Source organism: Caldicellulosiruptor bescii DSM 6725, from assembly GCF_000022325.1.
GTDB classification, from domain to species: Bacteria; Bacillota; Thermoanaerobacteria; order Caldicellulosiruptorales; family Caldicellulosiruptoraceae; genus Caldicellulosiruptor; species Caldicellulosiruptor bescii.
Genome location: NC_012034.1, coordinates 365,623 through 383,180, shown reverse-complemented (window position 1 = coordinate 383,180; position 17,558 = coordinate 365,623). Strand labels below are relative to the sequence as shown.

Below are 17,558 nucleotides of genomic sequence, written 5' to 3'. Positions count from 1 at the left end.
AATTGGTATAACATCCAGTTTTATCTAATTAGTTCCTTTTTAATTTACAGCTATATTAAAGAATCGTGCAACAATAATTTTTGTATAATTTACTTGCATAGGGGAAAAAATTATTATATAATCTTAATGTGAAATATATTTTTTCGTGAGGTGAAATTTAAATTGGAAATATTAAAGATAACAATATCTGGATTCAAAAATATTGAAAATACGACTATTGAATTTAATCATCCAATAACAGCCATTGTCGGCCCAAATGGTTATGGGAAATCAAATCTTTTGCAAGCACTTGAGTTTGGTAATTATTTTATTAAAAGTGATGAAATAGAAAAGTCGTTTTTTATGAAGCGTCCATCTTTTATACCTATTAACAAAAATATGATAAATTCTGAATTTCATTATGAAATTGAATTTAAAACAACGTTTGTGGAAAAGGAAGTGGTAGTAAATTATGGTTATAAATTTATGTGGCCATCTAAAGATATCAAGCCTTTAATCACAGCAGAGTGGCTTAAAATAAAACCAAATGAAAAAGGTAAAAGGTATTCTGAATATATTCGTCGAACTTCAGATAAAGCTTTTATTAAACCATCACCTAAGGATAGGTGTGATAAAGAAATTAAGATTGAAAACAATAACTTAGTAATTAACAAGTTGAAAAGTGATGATGAGCTTTTTTATCATAAGATAGTGAATGATATAAACAAATTAAATATTGAAATGATAACTAAAGTTTTGCCTGAATTCTCTTTTCATCTAATTCCATCAAAAGGTAATGTGCCAAAACTTACAATAGAAGAAACCGTACTCTTTGATATTTTACCTACAGTATATGATTTAAAAAAGAACTACCCAGAAAAATTTGAATATCTTATGAATGCATTTAAAGAAATATTTCCCTCAATTGAAGAGTTAGATGTTGCTGAAGTAAAACCGCAAAATATTTTTAAAGGACTGCTAAAAGATGAAGAATTTGTAGATAAGATTTATATTATGCGCGTAAAAGAAAAAAACCTAACAAAATCCTTAGATATTTTATCTCTTTCACGTGGAACCTTGCGAATTTTGGCCTTTTTAACATCACTAATATTGGCTGATATAAAAGGTTATCTATTGATTGGATTCGAAGAGTTAGAGGATTCTATTCATCCCAAATTACTACAAAAATTGCTAATGGTCTTGTCAAATATGAGTGATAATTGTAAAATAATAATAACTAGTCATTCGCCATATTTGATACAATTTTTAGATATTGATAACATTTATTTGGCAGTTCCTAATGATAAGGGAATTGCCACATTCAAAAAATTACCTTTGAGTAAACGCAATAAAATTTATAATAATCTTAGAGAAATGGGAATATCTTTAGGTGATTATATCTTTGAGATGTATATAAATCCAGAAGAAGAATTTTTGCAAATGCTAGGAGTAAGAGATAATGATTAAAAGCAATGAACATATGATTGTGTTTTTTTGTGAGGGAATTACAGATCAGATATTTTTCAAAAAAGTGTTAAATTACTTGTATTCATTGAGTTCAAAAAAAGTTGTCATTGAAGGACCTTTAAATGTTAGAGGAGCTGGAAAATGCAGAGATAAGCCGATTAAAGTAATGGAAAACATATATTTGAAAAGAAATGAATTCAAAAAGTATTGTTTTACTGTGTTTATTGCTTTTGATATAGATGTATCTGAGTTCAGTCCAAAACCGCCTTTTGATGAAAAAGAGTTTGAATATGTCAAGAAAGCTCTTATTAAATATAAGAGAATAAAAGATGTAAGTCCAATAAAAGTAGAAAAAATGATAGAAGATTGGTTTCTAGACGATCTTGAAGGTGTCTATAAATATTTGGATAAAAACTACAAAGGCCCTTTTAAAATACCAAAAGGGAAAGATGGTTTTCATAAAATATCTGAGTTATTTAAAAAATACAGGAAAGTATATACAAAAGGCGACTCATGTGAACACTTAATAAATTGTTTAGATTTAGAGATAATTATAAGGAAAAGGTTCGAATCTCTTCAAAAATTATTAGAAATATTTGGGGTAGAAGATAATTTCAAGAAATAAGCTACATAGTTTCTCTACAGCCTTAGTCATTACAATTTATAAAATAAAAATCTCTAAATAAGTGTTGATGTGGTTAAACAAAAAAAGAGCACTTGTTCTGAATACCTGGTACAATATAATCGATAAAAGAACAAAAAATATCAAAGAAAAGAAGGTATCTTGAATAAGTGTTCAACAGTAATTATATTACCAAACTCTCAAAGCCTGAAGATGTAATTATTGAGAACATACTGTAAATTACAACCGACGTAGAAATTCACTTAAAATTGATACAAAATTTCATATCTGCTTTAATTGCAAAGTCCAGACTTCAAAAGTTCACAACTACAGAGTTTAAAGAGTTAAAGAAATACCGATATTGAATAAGAAAACTTAGATTGTATTAAATCGTATTAAAAAGAATGCAGATATATTTGTAAAGTTTGTAAGAAGAGATTTTATAAACAAGTAGATTTTTTACCCAAATATTAAAGAAGGACAAATAGATTAGCAGCATGGAGAACAAGTCAATCAGGAAATATAGTAAGCCTGACAGATGTTGAAAAGCTAGTGATTAATATTCAATATCGATAAGATTGTTTGACAAAGTTAGTTTAGGAGAAGTAAAAATGAGTTACTAGAAATCATATGATATGCATAGATGAATTTAAATGGCATGCTGTGGCTGGATAAAATATCAATGCATAATCGTAGCTCCTTTAAATGATAAGATAATAAATATTTTGAAAGAAAAGATAGACGTCAGGAGGTTCTAATAGAATATTTCAAGAAGTTTGAAGACAGAGAAAAGGTAAAATACATGCTTGATAAAAGTGAAAGGTGGGCATTCAGAACGAGACTATAAATAATTTTGTGTAAAGTATAAGAACCTCCTTCTTGGTAAGAATCACAATATAAACAAAAATATCCAAGAAGGAGGTTTTTTGTTATGGAGAATGTTTTAACAAAAGAGCAGCTCTTAGAGTTTATAAGAAAAAATAATATTCAGAGTGTAAGTGATATTTACGAAAGTTTAAAAGACCTGTTCAAAGATGTACTTCAAAGCTTTTTAGAAGCAGAAATTGAAGAAACTCTGGGTTATGAAAAATATGATATTAAAAACAAACAAACTACTAACTCTCGAAACGGATATACTCAGAAAACCGTAAAAACAAAATTTGGAGAGATGGAAATTGATATTCCAAGAGACAGAGAAGGTGAATTTGAACCTAAGATAATTCCCAAATATAAAAGAGATATCTCTGAAATTGAAGATAAAATAATAGCTTTATATTCCAGAGGGATGACAACAAGAGATATTCATGAACAAATAAAAGATATCTATGGTATTGAAGTATCTGCTGAGATGGTAAGCAAAATTACAGAAAAAATAGTACCATAGAATAAGAGAATGGCAAAATAGACCATTGGAAAAGATATATCCGTTTATTTTCATGGACGCGATCCACTACAAGATAAAAGATGAGGGTAAAATTGTGAATAAAGCTACCTATGTTGTTTTAGGGATTAACATTGAGGGATATAAGGATGTTTTAGGAATATGGATAGGAGAAAGTGAAAGTTCTAAATTCTGGCAAGGTCGATTGAATGATTTAAAGACAAGAGGAGTAGAAGAAGTCCTGCTGTTTTGTGTTGATGGTCTTACTGGTTTGAAAGAAGCAATAGAAGCAGTGTTTCCAAAGAGTGATATTCAAAGATGTATAATCCACCAGTTGAGAAATTCATTTAAGTATGTTTCGTATAAACACATAAAAGAATTTTCAAAAGATTTCAAGAGAGTATACCAGGCAACAAATGAAGAAGAGGCATTTGAGAATTTTTGTCAAATAAAAGAGAAATGGGGGAAACAATATCCTTATGCATTTAGAAGCTGGGAAAGCAACTGGGAAATGCTGACCTCGTTTTTTAAGTTTCCCCCAGAGATTAGAAGAATAATTTATACAACAAACATTATAGAAGGTGTTCACAGACAGTTTAGGAAAGTTACAAAGTCAAAATCAGTATTTCCAAATGATATAGCTTTAGAAAAGATGCTTTATCTTGCAACTAAAAATGTTGTAAGAAAGTGGACGCAAAGATACAGAAACTGGGATATGATATTAAACCAGCTTTTAATAATGTATCCTGAGCGGTTGAGAGAATATATAAAGTAGAAGCAATCATTTGTTCGCGTTTTTTTTAACTGCTTCTATAGAAGCAGTTAAAAAAACAAATAAGAAAGAATAATATAACCCAGTATTAAATTTTCTCCATGAAGTTAAAAACTTATGCATAAAAAATATTAAAATGGTAATACTAAAAAATAGAAAGTCGGCAATTAAATTTTGAATGATTACTTACCAAGAAGGACGGCTTATCTTAAATACACAAAATTATTTACACACCCAAAAATTTGCAGTTACAATATATTACAGCTCTACAATATGCGCTATTGATGTGGAAACACAAAATTCTTGACAAGTCTCTCCTTTGCCGCTTTTACAACTCCATATGCTGTGGTGCCAAACCTGTCTGTACCTGCCATCTGCCTTATTCTGGCTATCGATACTTCTTTTCCATATTGCAAACAAATTGTTGCTAAGCTTGCTGCTGCACAATCTGTTATATCATGCTGCTTTACACAATAGTATCTTTTCCTCATCTCTTCATCCCACTTGATTTTTGATATATTTGCTTCTTTATTTTCTTATTTAGGCTGTTTTGTACTCAAGCTATTTTTTCTGTAAACATCTTCTTGGAATTTCTATGCAAATTTTATCTTATACATTTTCACTCTGTCAATCCCGTTTTTTTTAGCCCATTTTCAACTAAATTTTGAGCTCAGAATATACTTTTCTTTAAATAGCTTAAATTTTCTTGAGTTTTTAAAATGATAAGTTTGAAAATTGTTTATCTTACTATGTTTATAAATAAAACAAGATATATATGGCTTAACTTAAACTTCTTTAGTCCTCTTCTTTTATTACTTTTTATCTTTAATCTTAGAGTTTTAATACCTTCTCAATTGTCATAAAAACTTTTGAAAATTTTTTATTTTGAGTTTTAATAATAGGTTATTGAATAAAAAATATTAACAATAATACATGAAATAGACAAAAGTTATTGATTCCAGTCATAAGAGAAAGAAAACTTCTTACCTTCTAACTTTCTAAGAAGTTGATCAAATAGAAAAGTAATTAGTATCCAATCAATGTGCCTTTTATAATTTCTAAACCCCTTGAGCCTCACATTTTCAAGATTATATTCACCTTTTAAATTGCTAAATAACCTTTCGATCTTTGTTCTCTGCTTGTACAGCTTTTTACCCTCTTCAGTTTCTAAGAATCTTATGTTCTTGCTTCTAAAACTATTGCTAACATTGTTTTTATCTTTCATGTTACTTTTGTTTATCCCAGCAATAAATTTAATATTTAACTTATTTGTTATATTAAACCATCTGCCACAATCGTATCCTGCATCTGCTGATACAATCTCACCGTTATAACCCCATGCCCTATACAAAAGTTCTTCTTATCTTGAGTCATGTTTATTTGCTGTTGTTAAAACCAAAAAAGGGGTATTACTTCTTCTTTACCTGTACACAAAAGATGTAATTTGTATCCCTTGAAAAATCCTATTGTAATATGTATACCTATTTTCGATTCTGAATCATTTTAGCACTTCTCAGTGGAGTAGAGTCAACTATTGCTATACTCATCTCAAGTTTTATTCCAGCTATTACTATGTCCTTTATATCTTGCATGTATTCTTCCTCTATTTTTCTTGACAACTTTGCAAAATATGAATAGTTTGGACTTTCTTCTATACATATTGCCCTTTTAAACTCTGTGTTTTGGCTTATTCGATATTCTAATTCTCTGAAACTCTTTATCCCCTTGTGTTTTGTTGTGGTTTTCTCGTAAATTAAAATTATAACACAAGGGGGGCTTTTTTCTTTTGTTACTATGTTTACTCTATATGGTTATTTCTTTTATTCAACGACCTCAGCTTATAAAAGTTAAAAATAGTCTTTGTGAAAAAAATTAAACTTGCGAGAAATAGTATAAATACCAACTTCGAATTAATAGAAATATTTTTCATAAATAAAGTGAAAGTATTAGCAGATATGTGTATAATAATTGGAACAATAATTGTTCTTGTCCACAAATAGAAAAAGCAAACTAATATCCCAAAAGTAAATGCGTAAAAACCTTGATATAAATTTCCGTGGAAAACTGCGAAAACAAATGCATCTGACAATACTGCTACTGTAATATTTAATTTGTTCATAAAAATTTCTAGTAATAGTCCTCTAAATATTACCTCTTCAATTATTGGTCCAACAATCCCAATTGCCAGAACAATTAATCCAAATTTGATACCGCTATAATTTAAACCATTAATAAACTCAAAGTAGATCTTACTGTCAGGTATATATTTGTATAATTTTAATATTTTATCTACTGTATCTACTATTAAATTGTAAGTAATTCCAATGCCGATAAAACATACAATATTTCTAAATGTAAGTATATATCTCGAATTTGAATAATTTAACATATATTTCAACTCACTACTACAGAAAATTATCACAAAAATTATAGTTACCAGATCGCTAAATATTTGGCTTAAGGTTGAATTCCATTCATCTGTAAATATATATACAAAAAACAAACATAGCACACTTGAAATTAAATAAATCACAATACACTTTACTAAACATTGCTTTCTTTTTATAGTATGACTACTTTGACTCACCCAAATCTCTCCTCAGTCTAATTCAGTTATTTTAAACCAAAGAGTAGAGGTTTCTATTTTTATAAATAGAAACCTCTACTCAAATATGAAACTAACGTCAACTATTTCTTAATTGTAACAGTGGGGACAGACGTATCATAGTTGACTACATTTCCCCAAACAGTGTTTGAATCCATCTTCTCTGGCGGGTAAATTGGATCTGATAATGCAAATTTTGTAACAACACCAGCGCAATAACCTAAAATATATCCGACCCAGTGTAATATTTCTCCTCCATTTATTGTTAGTAAATCATCGTTGCTTAATTGAATGTTACCACTCATCTTCTTCACCCCCTTTAACAATTATTAGAATTTTTACTTTACTTTTATACCATCTTTAAATCCATCAATAAATCCTTTCCCAAATTCATATATTGCTTCCACAACACCAATAATTTCTAAGCCTTTTGCAAATATAGATAAAAAACTACCACCATTAATTTCCAAAAGTTCATTAACATTGACTAAAGCCTTATACCTTTTTAAAACTTCTTCACCCATAACATCTCGAACCTCCTTTTTGTATAATTTTATTTTTACTATTTTTACTATATCCCAACCTCCTGCGGCCGCAAAAAGAGGTTGTTGCCTACCCTCATAACCTCAATCCCAACTTTTCTAACACCCATTCAATCAAACGTTTCTGCTTAGACACTATGCTCATCTCACATGCTTGCCCTGCCCTCAAATTAATACCTTTTGGAACTTTCTTTGCTTCTACCTCAACCTCATAAAACCCTTGCCCGTTTTGAGTTGCTACCTTTATATCCCGCGATACCCTTACAACCTTCCCTTCCACTACATTCAAATTACTTGCTCCCGCAAATTTCACCCTTGCATTCTGCCCTATTTCTATGCTACTACCTTTTGTATTTGGCATGTATCCAATAACCTTAAATCCTCTTGACCCACTACCAACTATCCTGCCAATCTCAGCTCCGCTGTTTACCACCGCTCCCTTGAGAAGATTTTCACTGGATTCTACATAACCATCTTTTTCCGCTCTTATACTACAACTCTCTATCAATCTCTCTGTTTCTTCTAAACTTATTTTCAAATTCTTTATTTCACTGCTTAAATTATTAATCTCATTATCAATCTGCTGTAGTACATCAAACTTATACTTTTCAATTTCTTCTTTTGTATCATCACCTGAAATGTTTAGCAGTTTCAGCTGCCCTTCTATTTTCTGTTTCTGTAAAATTATCTCACTTTTTGACTGCCTCAGCTCATCAAGCTTTGAATCTATTTTCAATATTAAAATCTCATTATGTATATTACTACCATCCAATTTTGTCTTCACCTGCTGATTGTAAACTTCTATTTCACTTAATATAAATTCCAAATACCCTATGTCGTATTTTGTTAGCTTAACTTGCTCACCTTTACTTACAACTTCCTTTATTTCTTTTAACGTGCTTTCAAATTTATCGATATTTTTAATCTTCTCATCCAAACTCTCCATCTGCTTTTTAAAATCCATTATACTGTATTCTCTTTGTACTCTTGCTTCTTCTGCTGCTTTTTTTAATTTGTTTATCTCATAACTATAGCTCAAGTACCTCAAATAGTATGCATTATTTTTATTCCCAAGATTTTCGCCTTTTTCTATGCTTTTTCTCAATTCTTTCAAATCATCAATCCTTTTCTCATATTCGCTAAGTTGCTGTTTCAAAAAATCCCTCCTCTTTACATACTCCTCATCATCAATCTTAAATAAAATATCACCTTTCTTTACATATTCACCTTCTTTTACAAAAACCTCTTTTACCTTCCCTCCAACATAACTTACAACCTTTGCTTCATCTTCTAATGGTCTTACTATTCCTTGAACCTTTACATTTATATCAATTTTTCCTACCACACTCCACAAAACAAGCCCTATCACTAAGGCAAGCAAAATATATGTAATAAAAAGTCCATACCTTGGAATCTCTAATTCATACAAAAGCTTGCTTTCCTTAAGTTCACTAAAATCATATATTACTTCTCTCATCCTCCAGCTGCACTCCCAACCAAATCCCATAGCCCTTTTTGCTCAAGTCCCATCAGCTGCTCTCTCCACAGGTTATAATAATACCCTTTCTTTCTCATCAGCTCCTCATGCGTTCCCACCTCTACTATCCTGCCTTCATGCATTACCACAACCCTGTCGCATTTCAAAATAGTGGATAGCCTGTGCGCTATTATTATAGTGGTTATCCCCTCACATACCTTCTCTATTACCTTTCCTATCGCCTGCTCAGTTACAGAATCAAGATTACTGGTCGCTTCATCCATTATCACTATCTCAGGATTTTTTAAAAGTGCCCTGGTTATTGCTATTAGCTGCTTCTGCCCGCCTGACAAATTAGCTCCATTCTCTTCTATCATGGTATTGTATCTCAAAGGAAGTTTTGATACAAACTCATCCAGTGTGGTTAATCTGCTTATTTCAATTATATCTTCCATTTTTATATTCCTGTTGCCTAATACCAAATTCTCAAATATCGTACCACTGAACAAAAAGATGTCTTGAGATATATATGCTATCTTCTCCCTCAAATGCTTCTTGTTTATATCTTTTAAGTTATAGCCATTTATTCTTATCTCTCCGCTTTCATAATCATAAAATCCTAAAAGCAATTTTGCTAACGTGGTCTTACCTGAACCACTCTCACCTACTATCGCTATCTTCTCTCCTCTTCTTATCTTAAGATTTATATCCCTCAGCACAAGCTGTCTTGTACCGTATCTGAAGTTCAAACCCTCTATCTCTATATCACCCTTCAAACTGGGTGATAATTTCCTTTCTTCGTCATCTTGAAACTCACTCTCAAGTTCCAAAATTTCGCTCAGCCTTTCGGCTGCAACTATCGCCGTCTGCAACATCGGCTGCAATCCTATCAAGTTCTTTATCGGGTCTACAAAGTATGCAAGCAGTGCATTGAACGTAAACAACTCCCCTATGCTCATCTGCCCATTTATTACTTTGTGTGCACCAACCCATAGTATTACCATAACTCCTACCGCTGCTATTGCGCTGCTTATATTACTCTGCAAATTGTTTAAATTCGCTACCTTAAACACATCTTTTAATAGCTTTACAAACTTGCTCTCTGTCTTAAAATTTACATCCTCTTCTATATTAAATGCCTTTACTACTTCTATCCCATTCAGTGACTCTACTAAATACGATGTCAAAATTGCATTGTCTTCCATCTCCTGCCTGTTCGCTTCCCTCAATACCCTGTTAAATCCAAACACTACTGCTGCGTATAGCAAAACCATCACAAGCGCTATAAAAAACAGTGTGGAATTTTGCAGGTATAAAATACTTGCGCCTGCCACTGCCATTATGCTGTCTATCATTAGCGTCAAAGTTGCACCAGATACTGCATCCCTTATCTTTGATGCGTCCATAAACCTCGATATTATCTCCCCTATCTTCCTGCTACCAAAAAAACTCATCGGAAGCTCTATCACATGTTCATAATATCCCAGCATCAGCTTAATATCTAATCTTTGACTTAAATGTATCAAAAGCCTTACCCTGAATGCCCCTAATATCACCTTGAATATTGTAATCAGTATCGCACCTGCTGCTATAATGTGAAGTGTATTCTTCAAAAGATTCGGTATTACATCATCCATCAAAAACTTGTAATAAAATGCTGCCGCTATCCCAAGCAAGGTATATACAACTGACACTGCAAAAATATTCAATATCAAGTCCTTCTGTGGTCTCAATAACTTGAAAAACTTTTTCAAAACTCCCTCTTGCTTTCCTTTCTTGAACCTCTCATTTGGTACAAGAAGTATCAAAATGCCTGTCCATATCTTAAAAAACTCTTCTGGATTTAGCTTAACTATTCCTTTTGCCGGGTCTGCTATTACTATCCTTTCTTTTCTTATTTCATGTATTACAACATAATGAAATAGCTTGCCATCTATCAGTACATGTGCTATACACGGAAGTGGTATTTTTTCAAATATTGCTTCTTTTGCTTCTGCCCTGACTGCTTTTGCTTCAAATCCAAGCTTTTCTGCCGCTTTTACAACTCCATATGCTGTGGTGCCAAACCTGTCTGTCCCTGCCATCTGCCTTATTCTGGCTATCGATACTTCTTTTCCATATTGCAAACAAATTGTTGCTAAGCTTGCTGCTGCACAATCTGTTATATCATGCTGCTTTACACAATAGTATCTTTTCCTCATCTCTTCATCACACTTGATTTTTGATATATTTGCTTCTTTATTTTCTTATTTAGGCTGTTTTGTACTCAAGCTATTTTTTCTGTAAACATCTTCTTGGAATTTCTATGCAAATTTTATCTTATACATTTTCACTCTGTCAATCTCGTTTTTTTTTTTTTTAGCCCATTTTCAACTAAATTTTGAGCTCAGAATATACTTTTCTTTAAATAGCTTAAATTTTCTTGAGTTTTTAAAATGATAAGTTTGAAAATTGTTTATCTTACTATGTTTATAAATAAAACAAGACATATATGGCTTAACTTAAACTTCTTTAGTCCTCTTCTTTTATTACTTTTTATCTTTAATCCCAAAGCTTTTATTACCTTCTCAATTGTCATAAAGACTTTTATTAAAAATTTTTGATTTTGTGTTTTAATAAAATTAGTCATTGCCATCCTCTTTTGTTATGTGTTCTTGGTTTCTTTCGCTATTATTTTACCTCAAGGAGGATAGCTTTTTGTATATCCACCTATTGTCTTTTCTGTTAACCAGTTTTATTCAATAAGCTATTAACTTTTATTTAAATTCCTTTTGATTCTTCAAATTTACTATCTAAATTGTTACTAAAAGTTTAATCCATAAAAAAAACTTAAAAGGCTGCCTGTATGCAAATTCATTTAAATATATTATATGTTTACAAAGCAGCCTTTGGAAAAACCTAAAATGGCTAAATCTTGAAATTCCTAATTATCTCAACAGCCATCTCATATTTTTCGAAAGGTGGCATGATGTAAATGCCGCTTACCATGTGTTTTATTTTCTCAACTATCTCACAGGCAATCTCTACGCCCTCTTTTGCAGGTTCCTTGGAAGTGCGCATTCTCTCACGGATTTTGTCAGGTATTGTGATTCCTGGCACCTCGTTGTGCAAAAACTCGGCATGGCGTGGTGACCTTAGCGGCAAAATTCCGCCTAAAATTGGTGGGAGTTTAAAATCAACCTTTTCAAAAAATCTCTCTAAGGTTTCCGGTTCGTAAATTGGCTGTGTTTCTATAAAGTGCGCCCCATTTTCAATCTTGTGCTTGAGCTTTTCTATCTCTTTTCCCAAATCATCTGCGTTAAGATTTAGCGCAACACCTATTGTAAAGTTTGTCGCCTTGCCAATTGGATTGCCCATGTAATCTGTACCGTTATTTAGCCTACTCAGAATTAAAACAAGACCTTCAGAGTTAACATCAAAAACAGGTTTTGCCTGTGGATGGTCGCCAATTGATGGTGGGTCGCCTGTGAGCGCCAACACATTTTTAACCCCAAGCGCTGCTGCACCCAGAAGCTCTGACTGAAGAGAGATAAGGTTTCTATCCCTGCATGTAAAGTGCAGTATTGACTCCATACCCAGCTCTTCTTTGAGTATATGAGCAAGAGCAATTGGAGAAATTCTTACCCTTGCCATTGGAGAGTCTGCAATGTTTACTGTGTCTGCTCCGGCCTCTTTTAAAAGCTTCACACCCTCTTTTGTCTTTTCAAGCTCAATTCCTTTGGGTGGACTTATCTCAACTGTAAAGATAAATTTCTTACCAAGTTTTTGAGAAAGCTCAGATGGAGTGTCTTTTAAAACTGCTTTCTGTTCTTCTTTTCTTTCAACCACTTCAATCTCTATGGAAGGTGAAACCTCTTTTATCTTTTCTTTGACAGCCTTTATATGTTCAGGACCTGTTCCACAGCATCCTCCAATAATCTTTGCACCAAGTTTGATATATTCAGGAACAAACGATGCAAAATAATTCGCCGATGTTGAAAAAACAGGTCGTCCTTGAATAAGCTGAGGGTATCCCGCATTCGGCTGGACAGAAAATGGACCTTTCAAATGCTGTGAGAATATTTTCAATGCCTCTAAAGTTTTTTGCGGTCCATTGCCACAGTTAAGTCCTACAACATCTGCATTTGTAGATTTCAAAAATTCTATGACCCTGTAGATATCTTCCCCATATACTGTGCTCAGCTCTTTGGTAAAAGAAAACTGAATTATATATGGAATTTTATCATTTAGCTCCTTCAAAGCTTCAATTGCGATTTGAACCTCATGTGTTGATGCAGCTGTCTCAAATATTATCGCATCAACCCCTTCGTCCAAAAGAAAATAAAGCTGTCTTTTATATACATCTTTTGCTTTTTTATCATCTATCTCAAAACCATTGCCAACTGGTTTTCCAAGGGGTCCAACACTGCCTATGACATAAACTTTATTCTCTGCTACCTCTTTTGCAATCCTGACAGCACTTCTGTTTATCCTCTCAACCTCGTTTTCAAACCCAAAAACCTTGAGTTTGCACTCATTTGCACCAAAGGTGTTAGTTTCAACACAAGTTGCACCTGCTAAAATATAGTCTGTATGAATTTGCTTTACAAGCTCAGGATTTGCTACATTTGCCCACTCAAGTGGAAAATCAACCGAAAATCCTCTCAAAAGAAGCTGTGTACCCATTGCACCGTCAAAAATTACAATAGCCTGCTCTTTTAAAAATTCTCTAAAGCTTTTTTTCAATTTGCGCCCTCCTCATCATATACTTATATCTGCACATTGACCGCGCTTTTGCCGTGTATGCTTGATACTGCCCCATATGCACCAAAGTAATACCTTTCAATAACATCTACATGAGACTTTGTCTCTATATTAAAAATATAAGGTTTTTTAGAAAAATCCTGAGATTCTATTAAAAATTCTTTTAAAACCTCAGGCTCTACATTCTCATCAATATCAACAAATATCACATCCTCTTCAAGCCCTGCAAGTTCAAAGACAGCCTCTGGCGAGAAATCATTTGTGAGTTTGAATTCATAAACACTAAATTTTTGAGAAATATCAAGCAAGGAATAAATTGATGTTATAAACTTCTTCTGTGTGCTACTCTCAAATGAAACCTCTTTTCCTTTTAAAACCTTAGATATTGACTTGATATACTCAGGGTTTGTGCCACAGCAACCACCATAGAGCCTGACTCCATTTTCAACAAACTCATCTGCCAAATTTACAAACTCAGGAATGCAGCTTTCATAGATGGTCTTGCCATCAACCACCTTAGGCAGCCCTGCGTTTGGTTTTACTGAAAGCGGAACAAACGAAAAAAACTGCATCTGCTTTATAATTTCTAAAAGCTGTATCGCACCACCAGAACAGTTAGCACCAACAATGTCACAACCAATTGAACTAAAATAATAAGCTGCAACCTCAGGAGGAGTTCCCATCAAAAGCCTTTTGTTTTGCTCAAACGTAAGAGATATCAAACAGGGTATATCTTTTTTCAACTCTTCTTTTGCCTTTTTATATGCAAAAAATGCAGCCTTTGCTTCTTTTATATCAGACATGGTTTCGATTGAAACAAAGTCAGCTCCTGCCTCAATTCCGCTTAGAATCTGTTCGTAAAATATACTTTCTGCCTCATCAAAGCTAAGATCACCTGAGGGAATAAAAAGCCTGCCTGTTGGTCCAACAGAGAGCCCAACATACCCGCTATACTCTTTTGCAACCTCTTTTGCAAGCTTGACCGCACATTTGTTTATATTCTCAACCTCATTTTCAAGTCCATATTTCTTGAGCTTTTCTCTGTTTGCGCCAAAGGTGTTTGTCTCAACACAGTCAGACCCAGCTTCAAAGTACTGCCTGTGAATAGACGAAACTACATCCTGTCGTGTTACCGACCACAAATCAGGACATTCATCTTCTGTCAAGCCATTTTGAATAAGCTGAGTGCCCATCGCCCCATCAAAAATCAAAACTCTTCTATAAAGCTCATCTTGTAGCAATGCCAATACCATCCTCTCTTTTAAATTTTAAAAAAAGCTGCTTAAAAAAAAATTAAGCAGCCCCTCCAAAATACTTATTCATTGTTATCTTCACCATTTTCTCTTTGGTTTTCCTTTTTTGTTTCTTGTTGGGTGATTTCATCAGCAACCTGCTCGCTGAAATCTGACTGAATAAGCTTCAAAACAGCTTCCAAAGCTTCTTTCTCATCCTCACCATCTGTAATAATTGTCACTTCATCGCCATAGTCCACCATAAGCGACATCAAACCCATTATACTCTTTGCGTTGGCTCTTTTCTCATCTTTTTCTATTAAAATTAGGGACTTGAACTTACTTGCAACCTGAACAAGCAGGGCTGCAGCGCGTGATGTGATCCCCTGAGAATTTTCAATCTTCATGTGAAGGCTTTGCATGTACTACTCCTCCTTTTCTAAGTTCCTCGGCAATTTTATCTATTTTCCTCAGCCTATGATTGACACCAGATTTGCCAAGTGGTTTTTCAAGCATATTACCTAATTCTTTCAAAGAGGCATCTTTATATTTAATCCTAAGGCGTGCTATCTCTTGCAGATTCTGTGGAAGGTTTTCAATACCAATTGTTCTTTCAATAAATTCAATATTTTCTATATGCCTCATAGAAGCATTTATAGTCTTTTCTAAATTAGCTGTTTCACAATTGACAAGACGGTTGACATTGTTTCTGAGCTCTTTTACTATGCGAATATTTTCAAGCTCTAAAAGTGAAGAATGTGCTCCAATTATGTTTAAAAAGTCTACTATTCTATCACCTTCTTTTAAGTATACTACATAATGAGACTTTCTTTCAACAATTTTTGCCTCAAACTCAAAACTCTTTAAAACCTTCTGCAAAAACTCCGCATCATCCTTTGTTTTCACATCAAACTCCAAATGATACATCTTCTCAGGGTTTGTAATAGAACCGCACGACAAAAATGTTGCCTGCAAAAAAGCCTTTCTGCAGCATTTTTTCCTCACAAGCTCCTCTTTTAGCGAAAAACTGAGATGATACTCTTTTGCACCTTTTCTAACAAAATGAAGGTCTTTCAAAACGCCTATGTTGTCGCTGCTTGGAGGTAAAAAGATAGTATATACATAGTTTTTCTGCAGCTTACTATTTTTCTTGATACTTACCTCACAGTGTTTTGAAAACCCGTTTTTCATGAGAAGGAAAAAAGACCTTGCAGTCTGAGCATTTTCAAATGAAGTTTTAAATGAAAAAGTACCATCAAGTTCATATATGTTCCCTGTGAATTTCAAAAATGCTGCAGCTGCAGCTCTTGCGCAGCAGGAATTTTGAGAAAGTTTTTTGCTCACTTCTGCTTTTGCAGTCGATGAAAAAGACATTTTTGTTTACCCCCAAAAAGAAAGCTTTTTTTGCTGCGCTTCAGCTCTTAAACGGTTTACTAAAATTTTTCAATCTCAGATACCCTAATCTGTACTCATGGATCACATCCTTGCCATAGACGATGTTGCTCACAACCCTTGCAAGTTTTGCTGAGTTGTGACGAATAAGTCCGTTAGAAATGCTCAAAAGTCCTTCTTCTACCACTGTATATCCCTTCTCAACTGTTTTCTTGTCACTCCAGACAGGCTGTGCACCATCTTCCCTGTATCTCTCCAGCACATCTGGAGGAATTGGCTGGTTGTTCACAATAACAATGTCAAAAATCCTTCCGCCGCAATGTCTCTCTATTGCTTCTATATGGTCACACAAGAGGTATCCGTCAGTTTCACCAGGCTGTGTCATAATATTTGCAACGTAAATCTTTTTGGCTCTGCTTTTCTTTATACTCTCAACAACCTCCTTGAACACAAGATTTGGCATAATGCTTGTATAAAGGCTCCCCGGTCCAATTATTATCACATCCGCCTTTTCAATCTCATCCAGAACTTCAGGATATGGCTTTGCATCAGATGGAGTTATAAAAACTCTTTTTATTGGGGTCTTAGAATTTTTCACCTCTTCAGGAATTTTTGACTCGCCAACAACTACCCTGCCGTCTTCAAGCTCAGCACAAAGATTAATATTGTCAAGAGTCACAGGCAGAACTTTTCCTCGAACTGCTAAAACCTCGCTCATGAGTTTTACCGCTTTTTCAAAGCTACCTGCAATTCCTGTCATTGCAGCTAAGAACAGGTTGCCAAAACTCTGACCTTTAAGGCTTCCTTCCTTGAACCTGTAATTCAAAAGCTTTTGCATAATCTCTTCTGTGTTTGCTAAGGCCAGTATGCAGTTTCTGATATCACCCGGTGGAAGCATGCCAAGGTCTTCTCTGAGCTTTCCTGACCCCCCTCCATCGTCTGCAACAGTTACAACTGCTGTGATGTTTGCTGTGAGATTCTTTATACCCCTGAGCATTGTAGAAAGTCCTGTACCACCACCGATTGCAACAATCCTTGGCCCTTTTTCCAAAAACCCTTTTGAATATATAGCATCAAATATGGTCTTCTGACTTATTCTGTATGGCAAACTTTTGTTCAAAAGCCTTATAAAACCCTTTATTAAACCCATCAGCGAAATCAAAAAAACTCCAATTCCTAAAACAAATAATCCTATGCGCAAAGAGGTGCGAAGTCCCACTGAAATACTAAAAATGTCAATATCTTTCGTCAAAGAGGCAGAAATTAATATAACACTTAATAACATCAAAACAATCCATCTTTTTATATAAATACCTGTTTTTAGAAAATCAAATATCATTGGCATG

Annotated in this window: 12 protein-coding genes and 4 pseudogenes; 3 read left to right on the top strand and 13 right to left on the bottom strand. The window is 33.5% G+C overall.

Annotated elements, in window-relative coordinates; all coding sequences use genetic code 11:
* Positions 1 to 162: 162 nt before the first annotated feature.
* From ATHE_RS01640 to ATHE_RS14180, 3 genes and pseudogenes are all read left to right on the top strand, one after another.
* Entirely contained in the window at positions 163 to 1,446 is a 1,284-nt protein-coding gene (locus ATHE_RS01640; protein ID WP_015906938.1) for an AAA family ATPase, read from the top strand.
* A 76-nt stretch (positions 1,447 to 1,522) separates the two neighbouring features.
* Positions 1,523 to 2,071: a hypothetical protein gene (locus ATHE_RS01635; protein WP_143287410.1), complete on the top strand. Its 549-nt coding sequence runs from the start codon at positions 1,523 to 1,525 to the stop codon at positions 2,069 to 2,071.
* A gap of 928 nt (positions 2,072 to 2,999) precedes the next feature.
* Positions 3,000 to 4,224, top strand: a pseudogene (locus tag ATHE_RS14180) (IS256-like element ISCbe6 family transposase).
* A 311-nt stretch (positions 4,225 to 4,535) separates the two neighbouring features.
* On the opposite strand, the pseudogene ATHE_RS01620 reads toward ATHE_RS14180, so the two are convergent.
* The 13 genes and pseudogenes from ATHE_RS01620 to ATHE_RS01565 form a co-directional block, all read right to left on the bottom strand.
* Positions 4,536 to 4,712: pseudogene (locus ATHE_RS01620) on the bottom strand (cysteine peptidase family C39 domain-containing protein); the annotation flags it as partial.
* 458 nt (positions 4,713 to 5,170) lie between these two features.
* Positions 5,171 to 5,948: pseudogene (locus ATHE_RS15425) on the bottom strand (transposase); the annotation flags it as partial.
* A gap of 71 nt (positions 5,949 to 6,019) precedes the next feature.
* Positions 6,020 to 6,610 (bottom strand): CPBP family intramembrane glutamic endopeptidase, encoded by a 591-nt coding sequence (locus tag ATHE_RS15325; RefSeq protein WP_143287411.1) that lies wholly within the window; start codon positions 6,608 to 6,610, stop codon positions 6,020 to 6,022.
* A 299-nt stretch (positions 6,611 to 6,909) separates the two neighbouring features.
* Positions 6,910 to 7,131, bottom strand: coding sequence for a hypothetical protein (locus ATHE_RS01605; protein ID WP_015906935.1), 222 nt, complete (start codon positions 7,129 to 7,131; stop codon positions 6,910 to 6,912).
* A 33-nt stretch (positions 7,132 to 7,164) separates the two neighbouring features.
* Complete coding sequence (locus tag ATHE_RS01600) at positions 7,165 to 7,350, bottom strand: lactococcin G-beta/enterocin 1071B family bacteriocin (RefSeq protein ID WP_015906934.1); 186 nt, start codon at positions 7,348 to 7,350, stop codon at positions 7,165 to 7,167.
* A gap of 94 nt (positions 7,351 to 7,444) precedes the next feature.
* Entirely contained in the window at positions 7,445 to 8,845 is a 1,401-nt protein-coding gene (locus ATHE_RS01595) for an HlyD family efflux transporter periplasmic adaptor subunit (protein WP_015906933.1), read from the bottom strand.
* Positions 8,842 to 11,046 carry a peptidase domain-containing ABC transporter gene (locus ATHE_RS01590; protein ID WP_015906932.1) on the bottom strand — a complete coding sequence of 735 codons (2,205 nt, stop codon included), beginning with the start codon at positions 11,044 to 11,046 and terminating at the stop codon, positions 8,842 to 8,844. The genes ATHE_RS01595 and ATHE_RS01590 overlap by 4 nt, the downstream gene beginning before the upstream one ends.
* 228 nt (positions 11,047 to 11,274) lie before the next feature.
* A pseudogene (locus tag ATHE_RS14465) lies at positions 11,275 to 11,474 on the bottom strand (ISNCY family transposase); the annotation flags it as partial.
* Positions 11,475 to 11,752: 278 nt separating this feature from the next.
* The gene (locus tag ATHE_RS01585) at positions 11,753 to 13,570 is read right to left on the bottom strand and encodes a bifunctional homocysteine S-methyltransferase/methylenetetrahydrofolate reductase (protein ID WP_015906930.1); all 1,818 of its coding nucleotides are present in this window, start codon (positions 13,568 to 13,570) and stop codon (positions 11,753 to 11,755) included.
* Positions 13,571 to 13,593: 23 nt separating this feature from the next.
* A complete protein-coding gene (locus ATHE_RS01580) occupies positions 13,594 to 14,835 on the bottom strand; it encodes a homocysteine S-methyltransferase family protein (RefSeq protein WP_015906929.1) in 1,242 nt (413 codons plus the stop codon).
* Positions 14,836 to 14,903: 68 nt separating this feature from the next.
* Positions 14,904 to 15,242 (bottom strand): HPr family phosphocarrier protein, encoded by a 339-nt coding sequence (locus ATHE_RS01575; RefSeq protein WP_015906928.1) that lies wholly within the window; start codon positions 15,240 to 15,242, stop codon positions 14,904 to 14,906.
* Complete coding sequence (gene whiA / locus ATHE_RS01570; RefSeq protein ID WP_015906927.1) at positions 15,217 to 16,194, bottom strand: DNA-binding protein WhiA; 978 nt, start codon at positions 16,192 to 16,194, stop codon at positions 15,217 to 15,219. The genes ATHE_RS01575 and whiA overlap by 26 nt, the downstream gene beginning before the upstream one ends.
* 40 nt (positions 16,195 to 16,234) lie before the next feature.
* On the bottom strand, positions 16,235 to 17,557 hold the full coding sequence (locus ATHE_RS01565; protein ID WP_041727004.1) for a gluconeogenesis factor YvcK family protein: 1,323 nt from the start codon (positions 17,555 to 17,557) through the stop codon (positions 16,235 to 16,237).
* Between the last annotated feature and the right edge of the window lies 1 nt (position 17,558).